The 17372-nt window shown below is 64.3% G+C and carries 17 protein-coding genes; 16 read left to right on the forward strand and 1 reads right to left on the reverse strand.

Annotated features, from left to right (window positions below):
• The first annotated feature begins 135 nt into the window (after positions 1 to 135).
• The 12 genes from rpoE (at position 136) to MIN45_RS07935 (ending at position 10858) form a co-directional block, all read left to right on the forward strand.
• The gene (gene rpoE, locus MIN45_RS07880; RefSeq protein ID WP_286291416.1) at positions 136 to 774 is read left to right on the forward strand and encodes an RNA polymerase sigma factor RpoE; all 639 of its coding nucleotides are present in this window, start codon (positions 136 to 138) and stop codon (positions 772 to 774) included.
• A gap of 16 nt (positions 775 to 790) precedes the next feature.
• On the forward strand, positions 791 to 1330 hold the full coding sequence (locus MIN45_RS07885; protein ID WP_286291417.1) for a sigma-E factor negative regulatory protein: 540 nt from the start codon (positions 791 to 793) through the stop codon (positions 1328 to 1330).
• A gap of 1 nt (position 1331) precedes the next feature.
• Complete coding sequence (locus MIN45_RS07890) at positions 1332 to 2282, forward strand: MucB/RseB C-terminal domain-containing protein (RefSeq protein ID WP_286291418.1); 951 nt, start codon at positions 1332 to 1334, stop codon at positions 2280 to 2282.
• A 107-nt stretch (positions 2283 to 2389) separates the two neighbouring features.
• Positions 2390 to 3805 (forward strand): DegQ family serine endoprotease, encoded by a 1416-nt coding sequence (locus tag MIN45_RS07895; RefSeq protein ID WP_286291419.1) that lies wholly within the window; start codon positions 2390 to 2392, stop codon positions 3803 to 3805.
• On the forward strand, positions 3798 to 5603 hold the full coding sequence (gene lepA / locus MIN45_RS07900) for a translation elongation factor 4 (RefSeq protein WP_286291420.1): 1806 nt from the start codon (positions 3798 to 3800) through the stop codon (positions 5601 to 5603). The genes MIN45_RS07895 and lepA overlap by 8 nt, the downstream gene beginning before the upstream one ends.
• A gap of 7 nt (positions 5604 to 5610) precedes the next feature.
• Positions 5611 to 6387 (forward strand): signal peptidase I, encoded by a 777-nt coding sequence (gene lepB, locus MIN45_RS07905; RefSeq protein ID WP_286291421.1) that lies wholly within the window; start codon positions 5611 to 5613, stop codon positions 6385 to 6387.
• On the forward strand, positions 6384 to 6761 hold the full coding sequence (locus tag MIN45_RS07910; protein ID WP_286291422.1) for a DUF4845 domain-containing protein: 378 nt from the start codon (positions 6384 to 6386) through the stop codon (positions 6759 to 6761). The genes lepB and MIN45_RS07910 overlap by 4 nt, the downstream gene beginning before the upstream one ends.
• Positions 6758 to 7450, forward strand: coding sequence for a ribonuclease III (gene rnc, locus MIN45_RS07915; protein WP_286291423.1), 693 nt, complete (start codon positions 6758 to 6760; stop codon positions 7448 to 7450). Before MIN45_RS07910 ends, rnc begins: the two co-directional genes overlap by 4 nt.
• Complete coding sequence (gene era / locus MIN45_RS07920; protein WP_286291424.1) at positions 7447 to 8328, forward strand: GTPase Era; 882 nt, start codon at positions 7447 to 7449, stop codon at positions 8326 to 8328. The genes rnc and era overlap by 4 nt, the downstream gene beginning before the upstream one ends.
• Positions 8329 to 8330: 2 nt before the next feature.
• Entirely contained in the window at positions 8331 to 9071 is a 741-nt protein-coding gene (recO, locus tag MIN45_RS07925; protein ID WP_286291425.1) for a DNA repair protein RecO, read from the forward strand.
• A gap of 322 nt (positions 9072 to 9393) precedes the next feature.
• Complete coding sequence (pdxJ, locus tag MIN45_RS07930; RefSeq protein WP_286291426.1) at positions 9394 to 10149, forward strand: pyridoxine 5'-phosphate synthase; 756 nt, start codon at positions 9394 to 9396, stop codon at positions 10147 to 10149.
• Between the two features lie 61 nt (positions 10150 to 10210).
• On the forward strand, positions 10211 to 10858 hold the full coding sequence (locus MIN45_RS07935; RefSeq protein ID WP_286291428.1) for a hypothetical protein: 648 nt from the start codon (positions 10211 to 10213) through the stop codon (positions 10856 to 10858).
• Between the two features lie 3 nt (positions 10859 to 10861).
• Here the strand turns inward: MIN45_RS07935 and MIN45_RS07940 are convergent, their stop codons facing one another.
• The gene (locus MIN45_RS07940) at positions 10862 to 11995 is read right to left on the reverse strand and encodes a GGDEF domain-containing protein (RefSeq protein WP_286291431.1); all 1134 of its coding nucleotides are present in this window, start codon (positions 11993 to 11995) and stop codon (positions 10862 to 10864) included.
• Between the two features lie 55 nt (positions 11996 to 12050).
• Between MIN45_RS07940 and dusA the strand changes: the two genes are divergently transcribed.
• The 4 genes from dusA (at position 12051) to MIN45_RS07960 (ending at position 17337) form a co-directional block, all read left to right on the forward strand.
• Complete coding sequence (gene dusA / locus MIN45_RS07945) at positions 12051 to 13046, forward strand: tRNA dihydrouridine(20/20a) synthase DusA (RefSeq protein ID WP_286291432.1); 996 nt, start codon at positions 12051 to 12053, stop codon at positions 13044 to 13046.
• A 35-nt stretch (positions 13047 to 13081) separates the two neighbouring features.
• A complete protein-coding gene (locus MIN45_RS07950; RefSeq protein WP_286291434.1) occupies positions 13082 to 13360 on the forward strand; it encodes a heavy-metal-associated domain-containing protein in 279 nt (92 codons plus the stop codon).
• 148 nt (positions 13361 to 13508) lie between these two features.
• Positions 13509 to 14957, forward strand: a complete 1449-nt coding sequence (locus tag MIN45_RS07955; RefSeq protein ID WP_286291435.1) for an urease accessory protein UreH domain-containing protein — start codon at positions 13509 to 13511, stop codon at positions 14955 to 14957.
• Positions 14958 to 15084: 127 nt separating this feature from the next.
• Complete coding sequence (locus MIN45_RS07960; RefSeq protein ID WP_286291436.1) at positions 15085 to 17337, forward strand: heavy metal translocating P-type ATPase; 2253 nt, start codon at positions 15085 to 15087, stop codon at positions 17335 to 17337.
• Positions 17338 to 17372 lie beyond the last annotated feature (35 nt).

The following is a 17372-nucleotide window of genomic DNA, read 5'->3' on the forward strand; positions in this document are numbered from 1 at the left end:
CACAGGCCCGCGTTGAACGTGGGGGGGGAAACCGGGATAATGTTCGGTCATCCATTTGACAGGACGGACTGGTGCACAGTTCGGGCCAATCTGGCGATGCAGGCCGAAGCGACGCTCACAGACGGGGAAAAGGGATTGAAAGCAGAAGGCCAATCGGCGGCGGACGTTGACCGCGAGCTGGTCCGGCGCGTCCAGCAGGGGGACAAGAAAGCCTTCGATCTGCTGGTGCTCAAGTATCAGCCCAAGATCGTCCAGCTCATCAGCCGCTACATCCGCGATCCGTCCGAGGCCCTGGACGTCGCCCAGGAAACCTTCATCAAGGCCTACCGGGCGCTGCCCCGTTTCCGCGGGGACAGCGCGTTCTACACCTGGCTGTACCGGATCGCCATCAATACCGCCAAGAATCACATCGCCGCCCGGGCGCGGCGGCCTTCCGATTCGGAAATCGAACTGGAAACCGCGGAACAATTCGAAGGGGCCGTTCGTCTAAAGGACCAGGAGACCCCCGAGGGGATCCTGTTGAGCGAGGAGATCGCCGACGCGGTGCGCCAGGCGATCGAGGAGTTGCCCGACGAATTGCGTACCGCCATCATCCTGCGGGAATTCGAAGGGTTGAGTTACGAGGAAATCGCTCAGGCGATGGGTTGTCCGGTCGGAACGGTGCGTTCGCGCATCTTCCGGGCCCGGGAGGCGATCGACAAGAAACTGCGGACCTTGCAAAGCGGCATGCGCAAGGATCGCAAAGCGAAAAAATCCGAACCGGTGGAAAAATGACCAGAGGCATCCGCTCATGCAAGACGATGTGAATTGGAAACTCTCCCTCTTGATGGACGACGAACTGCCTCCCGACGAAGCGATCGCCTTGTTGGAGCGTCTGCACAACGACTCGAATCTTCAGGATACGTGGTATCAGTACCAGTTGATCCGCCAGGCTGTGCGCCACGGCGCTGGTGCGCACGCCACCGCCGCCTTTCTCGGGCGGATTCAGGCTGCCCTGGCCGAAGAACCCGCGCCCGAACCGCAGATTCCCCAATGGCAGAGTGACGCCTCCGGACCGCAACCGGATTCCCTTCCTTTCTGGCGCAATCCGTGGGTGACGGTGCCGATGGCCGTCGCCGCCGGCGTGCTGGTCGCTTTCCTGTGGCGGCAGCCGGATACCCCGGAAACGCCAGTGCAGAAGACGGCCGAAGCTGCGAGCGTTCCTTCCCGGATAGCGCGGGACGAACGGCTGGAAGACTATCTGCTCGCCCACAGCGAGGACAGCCTTTACCTTCCCGGCGCCCAGCAGATGATCAGCTATGCCCGTATCGTCAGTCATGGCGGGCGTTGAGATGCCGAAAACCCGTTTTTGCGCTTTGCTGTGGTTGCTCTGCCACGGCCTGATCGCCTTGGCCGCAGAGCTGAAATCCCCCCAGGACTGGTTGCAGGCGATGAACGAGGCGATGCGGCATCTCGATTATCAGGCCACCGTGGTCTACAGCCGCGACAACCGGATCCAGACCTTGCGGCTGGTGCATCTGCTCGAAGACGGCGTCGTCCGCGAACGCCTGCAGGCGCTGGACGGGGCCCCGAGAACCGTGGTGCGCGAATCGGATCAGATCCGCTGTTATTTTCCCGATCGGAAAATGGTCACCGTCGGGTTCCGCCATGGCGACCATCCTCTGTTTGACAATACCCTGCCGAGCCGCTGGGACGAGCTGGCGCGCTACTACCGCCTGCGCCTCGGGGCGCAAACCCAGGTGGCCGGGCGTCCGGCCCGGGAAATCGTGATCGAACCGCTGGATGCCCACCGCTACGGCCGCCGTCTCTGGATCGACACCGAAACCCGGTTGCCGCTGCGCTTCGAGTTGGTCGACCGCGACGGCGAGGTTCTGGAATCGTTCGTGGTGACCGATCTCAAGGTGGGTGAGGCGGTGGCGTTGCCCCAGGAAGGCGAGGACCATCAAGGCTGGAAGGTGCTCGATCGCAAGGAAATTCCGGCCGATATCCGCTGGCGGCTGACCTATCTTCCCCCTGGATTCAAGGAGGTGCGGCGCAGCCGCCACATCGACCCGGAGACCGGTGCGGCCATCGATCACCTGCTGCTCAGTGATGGTTTGGCGACCGTTTCGGTGTATATTCGCCAGGCCGATGGCGAGCGCGCCGATGCCCATCGCCAGCGTCTCGGGGCGGTGAATGTCTACAGCCGCAGGCTGGGTGACCACTGGATCACCGTGCTCGGGGATGTGCCGCCGGACACGGCCGCCCGCATCGGCGAAGGCGTCCGCGGTGCAGCGCCCTGATCTTCAGGTTCCGGCAGGCACGAGGGCGGCGGGCTTCAAGCCCGCCGCGTCGTGTCGGCTGGGGTGAAATACGACGGGAATTGGAACTAGGAACGGCATTCAGGACAATGGCGGATCGACATCGATTGGCGCAGGGGTGTGCAGCCTTGTGGCTGGTGGCATGGGCTGCCTGGGCGCAGGCGGCGCGTCTGCCCGATTTCACCGAGCTGGTGGCAAAGACCGGCGCTGCGGTCGTCAACATCAGCACCAGCAAGAAGGCCGGGCCGCCGGCGCCGCCGCTCCCCCGCCGCGAACTTCCCCCGGGCGCGCCTTGGGACGAGCTGTTCAAACGTTTTTTCGGTGATCCGGACACGCCCCGGGAAAGCCGTTCCCTAGGTTCCGGTTTCATCATTTCCCCCGACGGCTACATCGTCACCAATCATCATGTGGTGAAGGACGCCGACGAAATCATCGTCCGCCTCCAGGACCGCCGGGAGCTGACCGCCCGTCTGGTCGGTTCCGACCGCCGCAGCGATCTGGCTCTGTTGAAGATCGAAGCCCAGGGGCTGCCTGCGGTCAGGCCGGGTTCGAGCGCCAGGCTGAAGGTGGGCGAGTGGGTGGTGGCCATCGGTTCGCCCTTCGGCTTCGACCATTCGGTCACCGCCGGCATCGTCAGCGCCAAGGGGCGCAGCCTACCGGGGGACAATTACGTGCCTTTCATCCAGACCGACGTGGCGATCAATCCGGGCAATTCCGGCGGCCCGCTGTTCAATCTGGATGGTGAGGTGGTAGGGGTCAATTCGCAGATCTACAGCCGCACCGGCGGCTTCATGGGGCTGTCCTTCGCCATCCCCATCGACGTCGCTCTGGAGGTGATCGAACAGCTCAAGGCCCATGGCACAGTCCAGCGGGGCTGGTTGGGGGTACAGATCCAGGACGTCAGCCGCGAGCTGGCCCAGGCCTTCGCCATGCCCCGTCCCTACGGCGCCTTGGTGGCGCGGGTGCTGCCCGGCAGCCCGGCGGCTGGCGCCGGGGTCCAGGTGGGGGACGTGATCGTCGCCTACGACGGCCACCCGATCGAAAGCGCGACGGAACTGCCGCCTCAGGTCGGACTGACGCCGGTGGGCAAGACGGTCACGATCCGGCTCCTGCGCGGCGGCCACGAGGAAACGATGAAGGTGGCGATCGGCCGCCTTCCCGAGGAAAAACCGCCCGCCGCCGGGGATCGCACCGAAACGCTGAATTTTCCCGCCCTGGGGCTGGGTCTCGAGGACCTGGACCTGGAAACCCGGCATCGTCTCGGTGTCAAAGGGGGGGTAAGGGTGCGCCAGGTGGCGGAACCGGCCCGTTCTGCAGGGATCGAGCCCGGTGACGTGATCCTGCGGGTCGGCCGGGTGGCGGTGACCGGCATGGCCGACTTCGGGCTGCTGGTGTCCCGCCTGCCGCCGCGGCAGCCGGTCGCGCTGCTGGTGCAGCGGGGCGAGGACGCCCTGTTCGTTGCCATCAAACCCGACAAGCATCCAGAGAAAGCCAAACGTGACTGACCTCAGCAAGATTCGCAACTTCTCCATCATCGCCCACATCGACCACGGCAAATCGACCCTGGCCGACCGCTTCATCCAGATCTGCGGCGGCCTGTCGGAGCGGGAGATGGAAAGCCAGGTGCTCGACTCCATGGATCTGGAGCGCGAGCGCGGCATCACCATCAAGGCCCAGAGCGTGACCTTGAACTACACCGCCGCGGATGGGGAAACCTATCAGCTCAACTTCATCGACACCCCGGGCCACGTGGATTTTTCCTACGAGGTGTCTCGTTCTTTGGCCGCTTGCGAGGGGGCGCTGTTGGTGGTGGACGCCGCCCAGGGGGTGGAGGCGCAGACCGTGGCCAACTGCTACACCGCCATCGACCAGGGTCTGGAGGTGGTGCCGGTGCTCAACAAGGTGGACCTGCCCTCGGCCGAGCCGGAGCGGGTCAAGCACGAGATCGAGGAGATCATCGGCATTCCCGCCGACGAGGCCCTGGAGATCAGCGCCAAGACCGGCCAGGGGGTGCGGGACGTGCTGGAACAGATCGTCGCCAAGATTCCCCCGCCCCAGGGCGATTCCGAGGCGCCCCTGCAGGCGCTCATCATCGACTCCTGGTTCGACAACTACCTGGGAGTGGTGTCACTGGTGCGGGTGGTCAACGGCACCCTGAGGAAACGGCAGAAGATCACCGTGATGTCCACCGGCCGCAGCTATCAGGTGGATCAGGTGGGGGTGTTCACGCCCAAGCGCACCGAAACCGGGGCGCTGCACGCCGGCGAGGTGGGTTTCGTGGTCGCCGGCATCAAGGACATCTTCGGGGCCCCGGTGGGCGACACCATCACCGCCGCCGACCGCCCCTGCGCCGAAGCCCTGCCCGGCTTCCAGAAAGTCCAGCCGCGGGTGTTCGCCGGTCTCTATCCGGTCAGCTCCGACGATTACGAGAACCTGCGCGAGGCGCTGCAGAAACTGCGTCTCAACGACGCCGCCCTGCAGTTCGAGCCGGAAACCTCCCAGGCGCTCGGTTTCGGCTTCCGCTGCGGCTTCCTGGGAATGCTGCACATGGAGATCGTCCAGGAGCGGCTGGAGCGGGAATACGATCTCGACCTCATCACCACCGCCCCGTCGGTGATCTACGAGGTCCTGACCACCAAGGGCGAAGTTCTCAAGGTGGACAACCCGGCGGACCTGCCGCCGCCCAACCAGATCGAGGAGATCCGCGAGCCGATCATCGAGGCCAACATCCTGCTGCCGGCCGATTATCTGGGCGGCGTCATCGGATTGTGCATCGAAAAGCGCGGGGTGCAGAAGAACCTGCAGTACCTCGGCAACCAGGTGTCGCTGACCTTCGAGCTGCCCCTGAGCGAGGTGGTGCTGGACTTCTTCGACCGCCTCAAGTCCGTCAGCCGGGGTTTTGCTTCCTTCGATTACGAGTTCAAGCGCTTCCAGGCCGCTCCGATGGTCAAGCTCGACATTCTCATCAACGGCGAGCGGGTCGATGCGCTGTCGCTCATCGTTCACCGCGATCTGGCCGAGGCCCGTGGCCGCGAGCTGGTGGAAAAGATGAAGGAGCTGATCCCGCGGCAGATGTTCGAGGTGGCGATCCAGGCCGCCGTCGGCTCCAAGATCATCGCCCGCTCCACGGTCAAGGCGCTGCGCAAGAACGTCACCGCCAAATGTTACGGTGGCGACATCACCCGCAAAAAGAAATTGCTGGAGAAGCAGAAAGCCGGTAAAAAGCGCATGAAGCAGGTGGGCAAGGTGGAGATTCCCCAGGAGGCTTTCCTCGCCGTGCTCAAAGTCAAATCAGAAGGATAACAACAACATGGATTTCGATTTCGAGTTCTTTCTGCTGACCGGCACGGTGGTGTCCGGTCTGATCTGGGGGGGATGGCTGTGGTGGCTGAAGCGCCAGGGCAAACGCCCGGATCAGGAAAAGGAGCCGGTGTGGGTGGAGTACGCCCATTCCTTCTTTCCGGTCCTGCTCATCGTCCTGCTGCTGCGCTCCTTTTTGCTGGAGCCGTTCCGGATCCCCTCCGGCTCGATGATGCCGACGCTGCTGGTGGGGGATTTCATCCTCGTCAACAAGTTCATCTACGGCCTGCGCCTGCCGGTGTTCCACACCAAGATCGTGGACATCTCCGAACCCCGGCGCGGCGACATCGTAGTGTTCCGTTATCCCAACGATCCCAGCGTCGATTACATCAAACGGGTGGTCGGCCTGCCCGGCGACCACATCGCCTACTACAATAAAAGACTGTACATCAACGGCGAACCGGTGCCGCTCAAGCCGCTGGGGCGGTTCGTCGGCACCGGGGACGATGCCCGTTACAACGGGGCTCTGGTGTTCGAGGAGACGCTGGGACAGGTCAGGCACCAGATCATGATCATGCCGGGAAGGCCGTCGGTGGAAGGGGAATTCACCGTGCCGGCGGGATACTATTTCGTCATGGGCGACAACCGCGACAACAGCAACGACAGCCGTTACTGGGGTCCGGTGCCGGAGGCGAACTTCGTCGGCAAGGCCTTCTTCATCTGGATGCACTGGAACCCGAGCGATCCCGGCGAGGTGTTCGACCGCATCGGCACGGTGTTGCAATGAGAAATCCATCCCAACAGCGGGGCATGACTCTGATCGGCCTGATCTTCGTCCTTGCGATCTTCGGCTTCTTCGTCCTGTTGATTCTGAAGATCGGCCCCATCTATCTGGAGCATTTCAAGGTGGTAGGCTCGCTGAAATCCCTTCAGGAGACGCCGGAGCTGGCCAGAAAGTCCCGGCGGGAGATCCGCAGCCTGCTGGAAAAGCGCCTCGACATCAACATGGTGGAAAACGTCGCCCCCGAGGACATCGTGGTCAGGAAGGAAGACGGCGTGGTCACGGTGGAAGTCAGCTACGAGGTGGAAAAACCGGTGCTGGGCAATCTCAGCGTGGTCGCCTATTTCGACGACCGGATCGAAGCCGGCAGCGCACCTTGAGCAAGGATCTGCAACGTTTCTGCCGCCGTCTCGGGCTGCGTTTCCAGCATCCCGAGCTGCTGCGCGAGGCCCTGACTCACCGCAGCGCCGGCTCCCGCAACAACGAGCGCCTGGAGTTCCTCGGGGATGCGGTGCTCGGTTTCGTCATCGCCCACGAGCTGTTCCGCCGCTTTCCCAAGGCCAGAGAAGGGGAGCTGAGCCGCATGCGTGCCAGTCTGGTCAATCAGGCCAGTCTGGCGGAGATCGCTCGGGAGCTGAAACTGGGCGACTGGCTGATCCTGGGGCCGGGGGAGCTGAAAAGCGGCGGTTTCCGCCGCGATTCCATCCTCTCCGACGCCCTGGAGGCGATCATCGGTGCACTGCTGGAGGATCAGGGGTTCGAAGCCTGCCGCCGCTGGATCCTGGAGCGGTTCGCCGCCAGGTTGGCCCGTCTCGAGGCGGGAAAGTGGCAGAAGGACCCCAAGACCCGCCTACAGGAATTGCTGCAGGGACGGGGCCTGCCGCTGCCGCGCTACGAGCTGGTGTCCCAGAGCGGCCCGCCTCACGCCCAGCATTTCGAGGTGGTGTGCCACCTGGAACCGCTGGCGCAACCCTGCCGCGGCGCCGGCAGCTCGAGAAAACAGGCGGAGCAACAGGCCGCGGCCCAGGCACTGGAAAGACTGTCCCAAGAACTGGATAAGGCATCATGAAAACCGGATACGTGGCGCTGATCGGCCGGCCCAATGTCGGCAAATCCACGCTGCTCAACCGCCTGCTGGGCCAGAAGCTCAGCATCGTCTCGCGCAAGCCCCAGACCACCCGCCACCGGATTCTCGGTATCAAGACCACCGCCGAATTCCAGGCTGTTTACGTGGATACGCCTGGCATCCACCAGGGCGAGTCGCGTGCCCTCAACCGCTATCTCAACAAGGCCGCCGCCTCCGCTCTGGTGGGAGTGGACGTGGTGGTCTGGCTCATCGACGCCAAAGGGTTCCGCAAGGACGACGCCTTGGTATTCGAAAAACTGAAGGCGGTCAAAGCGCCGGTGATTCTGGCGATCAACAAGATCGACAAGGTCAGGGACAAAAAGACCTTGCTGCCCTTGATCGCCAAGGCGGAGCGGCGTTATCCCTTCGCCGCGATCGTACCCGTCTCGGCCCTGGCTGGCGACAACGTCGAGGCTCTGGAACAGGCGATCGTCACGCACCTGCCGGAAGGCCCGCCCATCTATCCCGAAGACCAGATCACCGACAAGCCGGAGCGTTTCTTCGCCGCCGAAATCATCCGCGAGAAACTGCTGTACTACCTGGGCGACGAGATCCCCCACCGGCTGACGGTGGAAATCGACCAGTTCAAGGAGGAGAACGGCCTGACTTCCATCTACGCGGTCATCTGGGTGGAGCGGGAAAGCCAGAAACCCATCGTCATCGGCCGCCACGGCGAGCTGCTGAAGAAGGTCGGCCAGCAGGCCCGGCTGGAGCTGGAGGACTTCCTGGACCGCAAGGTCTATCTGAACCTGTGGGTCAAGGTCAAGAAGGGCTGGTCCGACGACGAACGCCTGCTCAAGCAACTGGGCTACGCCGACTGAGATTGGACTGGTACGAGGGTTTCGTCCTCCGCCGCCGCCCCTGGCGGGAAACCAGCCTGTGGTTCGAAGCCTTCACGCGGGAGGCCGGCAAGGTGGCGCTGATCGCCCGGGGAGCGCGGCGCCGCAAGCGCGCCCCAATCGCCCTGGAACCGTTCCAGCCGCTGGCGCTGTGCTGGCGGGGACGGGGGGAGCTGGCCACCTTGACTGCCGCCGAAGCCGCCGCGCCGCCGCTGCGTCTCGGCGGGACTGCCCTGTACTGCGGTTTCTATCTCAACGAACTGATGAGCCGGCTGCTGGCGCGCGACGATCCCCATCCGGCGCTGTTCGATAGTTACCGGGAGACTCTGAAAGCTTTGGCCGGTGGCGAGGTGGAGGGGCCGCTGCGCCGCTTCGAGCTGCGGCTGCTGCGGGAAATCGGCTACGCGCCGCTGCTTGACCATGAGGTAGAATATGCCCGCCCGGTGGTGGCCGAGGCCCGCTACCGCTATCTGCCCGATCGGGGGCCGGTGGCCGATCCGGCGGGCTGGCTGCAGGGCCGGACCCTGCTGGCCCTGGCGCGGGACGCGCTGGACGACGGGGAAGTCAGGCGCCAGGCGAAACGGCTGTTGCGTCTGCTGATCGACTACCGCCTGCAGGGTAGGCCGCTGAAAAGCCGCCAACTGTTCCAAACCATGGTGAAAAAGCGTCAACCATCCCTCCCTAAAGGGAGGGGCTTGCGGGAGAACCTGCAAGCCCGGGGTTGACCAGGGAAAGCCGTAACCAACCGGCTACGTTGCAGGTAAGGCCAAAAGACCCACCCTGGGATGCTTCCTCAGTCCCAGGCTCTGGAAGTCCCGGTTGCAGACAAGGGCCGGGTACCTGCGAAACGGACTGGGACAGCGGGCCGGCCTGCGACATTCCCGAAGGGAGACACCCTGAAATGGGTGCGTTACCAGGCCCGTAAGGGCAGAGCCGCAAGGCCCGGCCGGGTGGAAAGCCTGGCACCTATTTCGTGTGTAACAACTTGTACGGAGGCCGCGCTTTCCTCCTTCGCCTTCCGGCGGGGGAAACCTGCGCGGGAAACAGATGAATCTTAGACCGATCCTGCTCGGCGTCAACATCGACCACATCGCCACCCTGCGCCAAGCCCGCGGCACCCCCTATCCAGAGCCGGTCGAGGCCGCCCTGCTGGCGGAGAAGGCCGGGGCCGACGGCATCACCGCCCACCTGCGCGAAGACCGCCGCCACGTCCAGGATCGTGACATCCGCCTGCTGCGGGAGCTGATCCACACCCGCCTGAACCTGGAAATGGCGGTGACCGACGAGATGATCGCCATCGCCTGCCGGGTCCGGCCCGACGCCTGCTGCCTGGTGCCGGAGAAGCGTGAGGAGCTGACCACCGAGGGCGGACTCGACGTGGCCGGCCAGTTCGAGCGGGTCCGGGCCGCCTGCCAGCGCCTCGGCGAGGCCGGCATCGAGGTGTCTTTGTTCATCGACCCGGACGAGGCCCAGATCGAGGCGGCGCACCGGGCCGGCGCGCCGGTGGTCGAACTGCATACCGGGCATTACGCCGATCTCAAGGGCGAGGCCAAAGCGCGGGAGCTGCGACGGATCGAACGGGCCGCACGTCTGGGGGACAGTCTGAACTTGCAGGTCAATGCCGGCCACGGCCTCAACTATCACAACGTCGAGGCCATCGCCCGGATTCCCCAGATTGTCGAGCTGAACATCGGCCACGCCATCGTCGCCCGTGCGGTGCTGACCGGATGGGTCGAGGCGGTGCGGGAGATGAAGCGGCTGATGCGGGCGGCCCGGGCGGAAATGTTGACCGGAACGAACTGATTTGCCATATTGAACCATTCCCGTTGGGGTTCTTGGGGGATGGCCTATGGAGCGCAAACCGATGAAACCGATGACTCAGGTCGACGATTCGCCGGCGGCAGACAATGAAGCCTTGCTGATGGCCCGGCTCGCCATGCAGGAGCAGAACCGCTTCGCCCGCCGTCTGGTGGGGGGATTGCTGGCGCTGATGCTGGTCTGGCTGGCGGCGTTGTTGTATTTCAAGCAGCCCCAGTGGCTGAAGCTTCCCGCCCCGGTGCAGGGTGAAACCATAGCGAAGACGGATTCGGCCGCGCTGCCGCAGGCCAGCCAGGTGGTGGAACTGAACCGGGAGCTGGCCCGTCTGCAGCAGCAGCTGGGCTCCGCATTGACCCAGAGCCTGACCATGAAACTGGAGGCGCTGGAGGAGCGTATCCGCCTGGGGCAGGCCGGATTGCAGGATCTGGAATTGCTGCAGTCGATCCGGGAGGACATCCGCACCCTGAGCCGTCAGGCCGATGCCGGCCGCCTGCCGCAGACGACCGCACCTGGGTCCGATGGCCGTCTGCTGGCCGAACTGGGCCGCCTGGAAAGCCTGCTGTATCTGACCCTGGGATCCTTCGCCCTGATCGTGGTCGCGGGGCTGGGTTACTGGCTGCGCTGGCACAGTCGACTGCGGCAGCTCGACGCGGATCTGACTCAGGTGCGTTTCCGTCTCGAGCACCGGGATTGAGCGCTACTCACCCACCTCGATCCGATCGCGTCCCGCTTGCTTGGCCTGATACAGGGCGCGGTCGGCGCGTTCGATGAAATCCTTCGGCGCCTCACCCTCGCGGTAGCTGACTACCCCGGCCGAGAAGCTGGGCAGGGGGAAGGTTTCGCTCTCCGCCTTCAGACTGTGGCCTTTGACGGCCTCACGGATCTTCTCCAGAGCCTTGACCGCCCCTGCGGTATCGGTGTTCGGCAGCAGGACGATGAACTCTTCGCCGCCGTAGCGGGCGACGTAATCCTGGCGGCGGAAGCCGGAGAAGACGTGCTCGGCGTAGGTGCACAGGACTTCGTCGCCGAGGGTGTGGCCGTAACGGTCGTTGATCTGCTTGAAATGATCGAGATCGATGATCGCCAGGGTCAAGGGCACCGGGTGGCGCTGGATCCGGGCCAGTTCCCCTTCGAGGCGCTGCAGGAAAGCGCGGCGGTTGGGCAGGCCGGTCAGTTCGTCGGTCAGGCTCAGGGAACGGGCCCGCTGCAGCTCCTCGTCCAACTGCCGATTCTCGAGGCGCGCCTGGGCCAGCTGCTGGCGCAGTTCCGCCAGTTGCCGATCCAGCTGTTGCTGGCCTTCGAGCAGCAAGTGGATATGCTGTTCCAGGGCGGCGCGGATTTCCCCCGTTGGCCGGCTGCCTTCCAGTTCCTCCAGCTGATGCAGCAGCTGTTGCAGCGGCAGGGTGAACCGGGCGTTGTTGCGTTCCAGGTGCGCGAGGCGGTCGTCGATGTCGCCGATCACCAACGCCTGCGAGGTCGATCGTGCCGCCGTGGCCGGTTGCCCCGTTGCTCTGGCGTTGATCATCCGCTGCAGTTCCCTCACGCCCTGTTGCAGGGTCTTCAGGTCTTCCAGCGAAGGGCGGGTCAGCAGGCGGTCGAAGAACTGCAACCGCTGGTGCAGCGGTGATCCGGATTCCGGCAGCAGCTCGGTCAATTGCTGCAGTAATAGACGGATGATGTCCAGATAGTGCTGCTGATAGGTGCGCTGCAGGGCGTCGAGGGTGTTGAGGTGTTTCTGCAGGTGTTCGATGACCAGGGATTCCACGTCGAAATCGCTTAGAATCTCCAGTTCTTCCAGCAGCCGTTCGATGTCACAGGAAAGTCGATTCATGGATGGGGTTCGCAAGCAAAGTGATGCGCCAAGGGCTGATTCTTGTTCGGAAACGATGAGCCGGCATGCCGTCCTCTCGGTCGCGCCGATGCTCGAGTGGACCGACCGCCATTTCCGGTATTTTCTGCGGTTGCTCACCGAGCACACGTTACTTTACACCGAAATGGTCACTTGTGGGGCACTGCTCCACGGCGATGCAGCGCGGATCCTGGCCTTCGACGCCCGCGAGCGGCCTCTGGTGCTGCAGCTGGGAGGAAGCGATCCCAGGCTGCTGGCCCGGGCCGTGCGCATCGCCGACGCTTGCGGTTTCGCCGCCTACAATCTCAACGTCGGCTGCCCCAGCGACCGGGTGCAGGAAGGCCGTTTCGGCGCCTGTCTGATGCGGGAGCCCGAGCGGGTCGCCGAGCTGGTGGCGGCGATGCGGGCCGTCACCCGCCTGCCGGTGTCGGTCAAGTGCCGTATCGGTGTGGACGAACGCGACCGCTACGACGATCTGGCCGCTTTCGTCGCCACCGTGGCGCAAGGTGGCTGTGACACGTTCATCGTCCACGCCCGCAAGGCATGGCTCAAGGGGCTGTCACCGAAGGAAAACCGCACCGTGCCGCCGCTGCGGTACGAACTCGTCCACCGGTTGAAACAGGATTTTCCCGGCCTGACCATCGTGCTCAACGGTGGCATCGACTCCCTAGATCAGGCCGCCGCCCACCTGGCCTGGGTGGATGGGGTGATGATCGGCCGTGCCGCCTATCACAACCCCTATCTGCTGGCCGAAGCCGACCGGCGCTTTTTCGGCGGCCGCCGTCCGCCGCCCAGCCGCGAGGACGTGCTGCGGGCCTATCTGCCCTATGTGCGCAAGCAGCTGGCGGCCGGGGTGCGGCTGCACGCCATGACGCGGCATCTGCTCGGCCTCTACCACGGCCAGCCCGGGGCGCGCCGCTGGCGTCGCCATCTGAGCGGAGCGGGGAGCCGGGCGGGTGCCGGCATCGAGGTGTTGAGCGCCTGGTTGGCTCGGCAGGAGGCGGTTGACGGCGGCGGGGCAAACGTGGTTTAACTTGAATCCATAACGAATAACGAGAGGAGGCGTGAATGGCCAAAGTGACGCTGCCGGTCAGCGGCATGAAATGCGATGCCTGTGAGAATCTGATTCACGATGCCCTGATGGAAAAGGAAGGTGTGATCGCCGTCAGGGCCGACCATCAGGCCAAGACCGTGGAGATCGAATACGAGGAGGAAAAGGTCGATCTCGACACCTTGAAACAGGTGATCGCCGATCAGGGTTTCAAGGTGGAAGGTTTCGGCGAACCTTCCCTGTTGGAGAAGATCAAGGCGTTCTTCGACAGTCTGCTGGCTTTCTTTAAAAGCTGACCCGGTTTCCGGACGCCACGGCGCCCGCTGCGACAATATGCCGCAGCGGGCGTTTTCGCGTAACTTTATATAATGATTTCCACCTGCGGCACTTTGACGCCGTATGGTCCGTCTAACCCATAACGATAACGAATCCCGGCTTTACGGTATGGCCAAGCGTCAAGTGACGTTCCGCGCCGAGGGGATGCACTGCACCAGCTGCGAGAAGGTGATCGAGCTGGCACTGAGCAAGCTGCCCGGCGTCGATAAAGTGCGTTCCAACTATGCCTCCCAGGTGGTGCAGGTCGTCTTCGATCCGCGCAAGATCTCGCTGGCGCAGATTTTCGACGTGGTCGAGGGCAAGGGTTACCATTGCCGCCTCATCGATCGTGCGACCCAGCGCAAGGAGCTGTTCAACCGCCTGCTGGGCATCGTTCTCGGGGTCGGCGGGATTCTGTTGATCCTCTATGGCGGTTCCCGCTTCATCGACCGCTTCCAGCTCCCGGACCTGGATGTCCAGCTCAGCTATTGGGCGGTGCTGGTCATCGGTCTTTTGACCGGTTTCCACTGCGTCGGCATGTGCGGCGGTTTCGTTCTCAGTTACACCGCCCGCGGCGCCCAAGAAGGCGTGCGGACCTACTGGCTGCATCTGCAGTATGCCGCCGGCAAGCTGATTTCCTACACGGTGCTGGGAGCGGCCTTCGGCCTGCTGGGGGCCGTCGTCAGTTTCACCCCCACGATCCGGGGCATCGCCGCCATCCTCGCCGGGATCTTCCTGATTCTCTACGGCTTCAACATGCTGCACGTCTTCTCGGCGGTGCGTATCGGTTTCGCCATGCCGCGCTTCCTGGCCCGCTTCGTGCGCGAGGAGACCCACAAGACCCATCAACCCTTCCTCATCGGTCTGCTCAACGGTCTCATGATCGCCTGCGGGCCGCTGCAGGCCATGTACGTGATGGCGGCCGGCAGCGGGGATGCCCTGGAGGGCGCGAAGCTGTTGTTCATTTTCGGCCTCGGCACCCTGCCGCTGATGTTCGGTTTCGGCTTCCTCGCCAGCCTGGTGTCCCATCGGATGACCCACAAGATCCTCAACGCTTCCGGCGTTCTGGTGATCACCCTGGGACTGGTGATGCTCAACCGCGGCCTGGCAATGACCGGTTCCGGGTACGATTTCCATACCCTGATCCAGCGCCATCGCCCGACCGCGACCGAAACCATCGCCGCCAGTCAGGCGCGAGAGGAGGAACAGATCATCCGCATGGCGGTGGAGGCTGGCGGCTACCGTCCCAACCGCTTCGTGCTCAAACGCGGGGTGCCGGTGAAATGGATCATCGAGGGCCGCGAGCTGACCGGCTGCAACCGGGTGATTCTGGTGCCGCAACTGGGGCTGGAGGTGGAGCTCAAGCCGGGCACCCAGGTGGTCGAGTTCACGCCCGACAAGGCGGGAACCATTCCCTGGAGCTGCTGGATGGGGATGCTCCACGGTGAATTCATCGTGGTGGACGGTGACGGTGGTCAGGTCGCCCAGACGGTCCGCCGGCCGTGGATCCGCCGTGGCCGGGTGCGCAGTTCGGCCGCCTCGCTGCGGCGCTGTGCCACCTGTCTGACGCCACCTTGACGTCTGATCCATTCGCGTTCCCGGCCCCCTCTGATGAGCGGTAAGCCGATATCGTGCTGAAGTTTGCTTTGCCCCTGGCTTTGGGCGAGAATTGGAAAATTTCCACCGTATTCGAGAGGGTAGGATCATGGCGGTAGCAGTCGATCAGGCAGGCCATCCACAGGAGGCGCCCAGCCTTCGCCTTTCCATCATCGGCATGCGCTGCGCTGGGTGCGTCAAGACCGTGGAGAACGCGATCCGCAGCGTGCCCGGCGTGAAGGACGTGACGGTCAACTTCGCCGACCATTCGGCGGAAGTGATCGGTGAGGTCGATCCCGAAGCCCTGCGCGCCGCCCTTCAGGAAGTGGGGTACGACGCCGCGGTCATGGAGAGCTTCGAGGATCTCGAGGCCCAGGAGCGCATGGAAGAGGCCCGCTATCAGTCCTTGTTGCGCAAATCCGCCATCGCCGCGAGCTGGGGCATTCCCCTGATGGTCGGCGGCTGGCTCGATCTGTGGCCGCCCATCGGCACGCCCCAGGGCACCGACTTCTGGTCCATCGTCTCCCTGGTCACCTTCCTGGTGATGTACTATGCCGGCGGTCACTTCTTCAGCGGGGCGCTCAAGGCGTTGCGCGGCGGGGCGGCCAACATGGACACCCTGATCGCCATGGGAACCGGATCGGCCTGGCTGTATTCCACCCTCGTCATCGATTTCGCCGACGTGTTGCCGCCGGAGGCGACCCATCCCTATTTCGAGGCGGCGGTCATCATCATCGCCTTCGTCACCCTGGGAGGCGCCCTGGAAACCCGCGCCCGCGGCCGGGCGTCGGCGGCGATCCGCAAACTCATCGGCCTTCAGCCCAAGACCGCGCGGGTGGTGCGCAACGGCAAGGAATTCGACGTCCCCATCGAGCAGGTGGGGGTGGGCGAGATCATCCGCGTGCGGCCGGGCGAGAAGATCCCGGTGGACGGGATCATCGTCGAGGGGCATTCGAGCGTCGACGAATCCATGCTCACCGGAGAATCGATTCCGGTGGAAAAAAGCGTCGGCGACGAGGTCATCGGCGGCACCGTGAACCTGCGTGGCACCTTCCTGATGGAGGCGACCCGCATCGGCAAGGATACGGTGCTGGCCCAGATCATCGAATCGGTGCGCCGCGCCCAGAGCAGCAAGCCGGAGATTGGCCGCCTGGTGGACCAGATCGCCGCGGTGTTCGTGCCGGTGGTGGTGACCATCGCCGCGCTGACCTTCCTGACCTGGTGGACCTTCGGTCCCGAGCCGTCCCTCGGCTATGCCTTCGTCACCTCCATGACGGTGCTGGTCATCGCCTGTCCCTGCGCCCTGGGGTTGGCGACGCCGATTTCCATCATGGTGGCGGTGGGCCGGGCGGCCCAGAGCGGCATTCTGATCCGTAACGGCGACGCCCTGCAGACCGCCGGTCGTCTCACCACGGTCGTGCTCGACAAGACCGGTACCGTGACCGAAGGCAAGCCCAAAGTGGTGGCCGTGGTGCCGCTGAAGCGCTGGCAGGAAGACGAGGTGCTTGCGTGGGCCGCCAGTATCGAAGCCGGTTCCGAGCATCCCCTGGCCGGCGCCATCGTCGCCGAGGCCGAGGCGCGGGGGCTGGAACCGGCGCCGGTGACTGACTTCGAAGCCGTGACCGGCAAGGGCGTGCGGGCCAAACGTGAGGGCAAGACGGTCCTGTTCGGCAATCTGGCCCTGATGGAGGCGGAAGGCGTCGATTGCCGCGCCATCGTCGCCCGCCTGGACGGGTTCGCCGAAGCCGGACAGACGCCGATGATTCTGGTGGTGGACAAGGAAGTGGTCGGAATCATCGCCGTGGCCGACACCATCAAGCCGGATTCCAAGGAAGCGATCCGTCAGCTCAAGGCCCTGGGGATCAAAGTCTGGATGGTGACCGGCGACAACGAAAAGACCGCCCGCGCCATCGCCCGCGAAGCCGGGATCGACGAGGTGCGGGCCGAAGTGCTGCCGGAGGACAAGGCGCAGGTGGTGCGCGAGCTGCAGCGCCGTGGCGAGATCGTCGGCATGGTGGGGGACGGCATCAACGACGCCCCGGCCCTGGCCCAGGCCAACGTCGGCTTCGCCATCGGCACCGGCACCGACATCGCCATCGAAAGCGGCGACGTGGTCATCATGCAGGGATCGCTGCTGAAGGTGGCGGAAACCGTCAAGCTGTCGCGGGCCACCATCCGCAACATCAAGCAGAACCTGCTTGGGGCTTTCGTCTACAACATCATGGCCATTCCCATCGCCGCCGGTGTGCTGTATCCCTTCTTCGGCATCCTGCTCAATCCGATGATCGCCGGGGCGGCGATGGCGATGTCGTCGGTGACGGTGGTGACCAACGCCAACCGGCTGCGTTACATCAGGCTCTGACGCCAATACCGTATCTAGATGACGAGAAACCCCGC

Source organism: Methylomarinovum tepidoasis, from assembly GCF_030294985.1.
Taxonomy (GTDB): Bacteria; Pseudomonadota; Gammaproteobacteria; order Methylococcales; family Methylothermaceae; genus Methylohalobius; species Methylohalobius tepidoasis.

Bases quoted from the DNA above. Each gene is read 5' to 3' on its own strand.
- MIN45_RS07935 (WP_286291428.1), top strand. From the start codon at position 10,211: ATGAAACCGATGACTCAGGTCGACGATTCGCCGGCGGCAGACAATGAA.
- MIN45_RS07950 (WP_286291434.1), top strand. From the start codon at position 13,082: ATGGCCAAAGTGACGCTGCCGGTCAGCGGCATGAAATGCGATGCCTGT.
- lepB (WP_286291421.1), top strand. From the start codon at position 5,611: ATGGATTTCGATTTCGAGTTCTTTCTGCTGACCGGCACGGTGGTGTCC.
- MIN45_RS07885 (WP_286291417.1), top strand. From the start codon at position 791: ATGCAAGACGATGTGAATTGGAAACTCTCCCTCTTGATGGACGACGAA.
- MIN45_RS07895 (WP_286291419.1), top strand. From the start codon at position 2,390: ATGGCGGATCGACATCGATTGGCGCAGGGGTGTGCAGCCTTGTGGCTG.
- MIN45_RS07910 (WP_286291422.1), top strand. From the start codon at position 6,384: ATGAGAAATCCATCCCAACAGCGGGGCATGACTCTGATCGGCCTGATC.
- dusA (WP_286291432.1), top strand. From the start codon at position 12,051: ATGAGCCGGCATGCCGTCCTCTCGGTCGCGCCGATGCTCGAGTGGACC.
- MIN45_RS07940 (WP_286291431.1), bottom strand. From the start codon at position 11,995: ATGAATCGACTTTCCTGTGACATCGAACGGCTGCTGGAAGAACTGGAG.
- MIN45_RS07955 (WP_286291435.1), top strand. From the start codon at position 13,509: ATGGCCAAGCGTCAAGTGACGTTCCGCGCCGAGGGGATGCACTGCACC.
- MIN45_RS07890 (WP_286291418.1), top strand. From the start codon at position 1,332: ATGCCGAAAACCCGTTTTTGCGCTTTGCTGTGGTTGCTCTGCCACGGC.
- MIN45_RS07960 (WP_286291436.1), top strand. From the start codon at position 15,085: ATGGCGGTAGCAGTCGATCAGGCAGGCCATCCACAGGAGGCGCCCAGC.
- era (WP_286291424.1), top strand. From the start codon at position 7,447: ATGAAAACCGGATACGTGGCGCTGATCGGCCGGCCCAATGTCGGCAAA.
- pdxJ (WP_286291426.1), top strand. From the start codon at position 9,394: ATGAATCTTAGACCGATCCTGCTCGGCGTCAACATCGACCACATCGCC.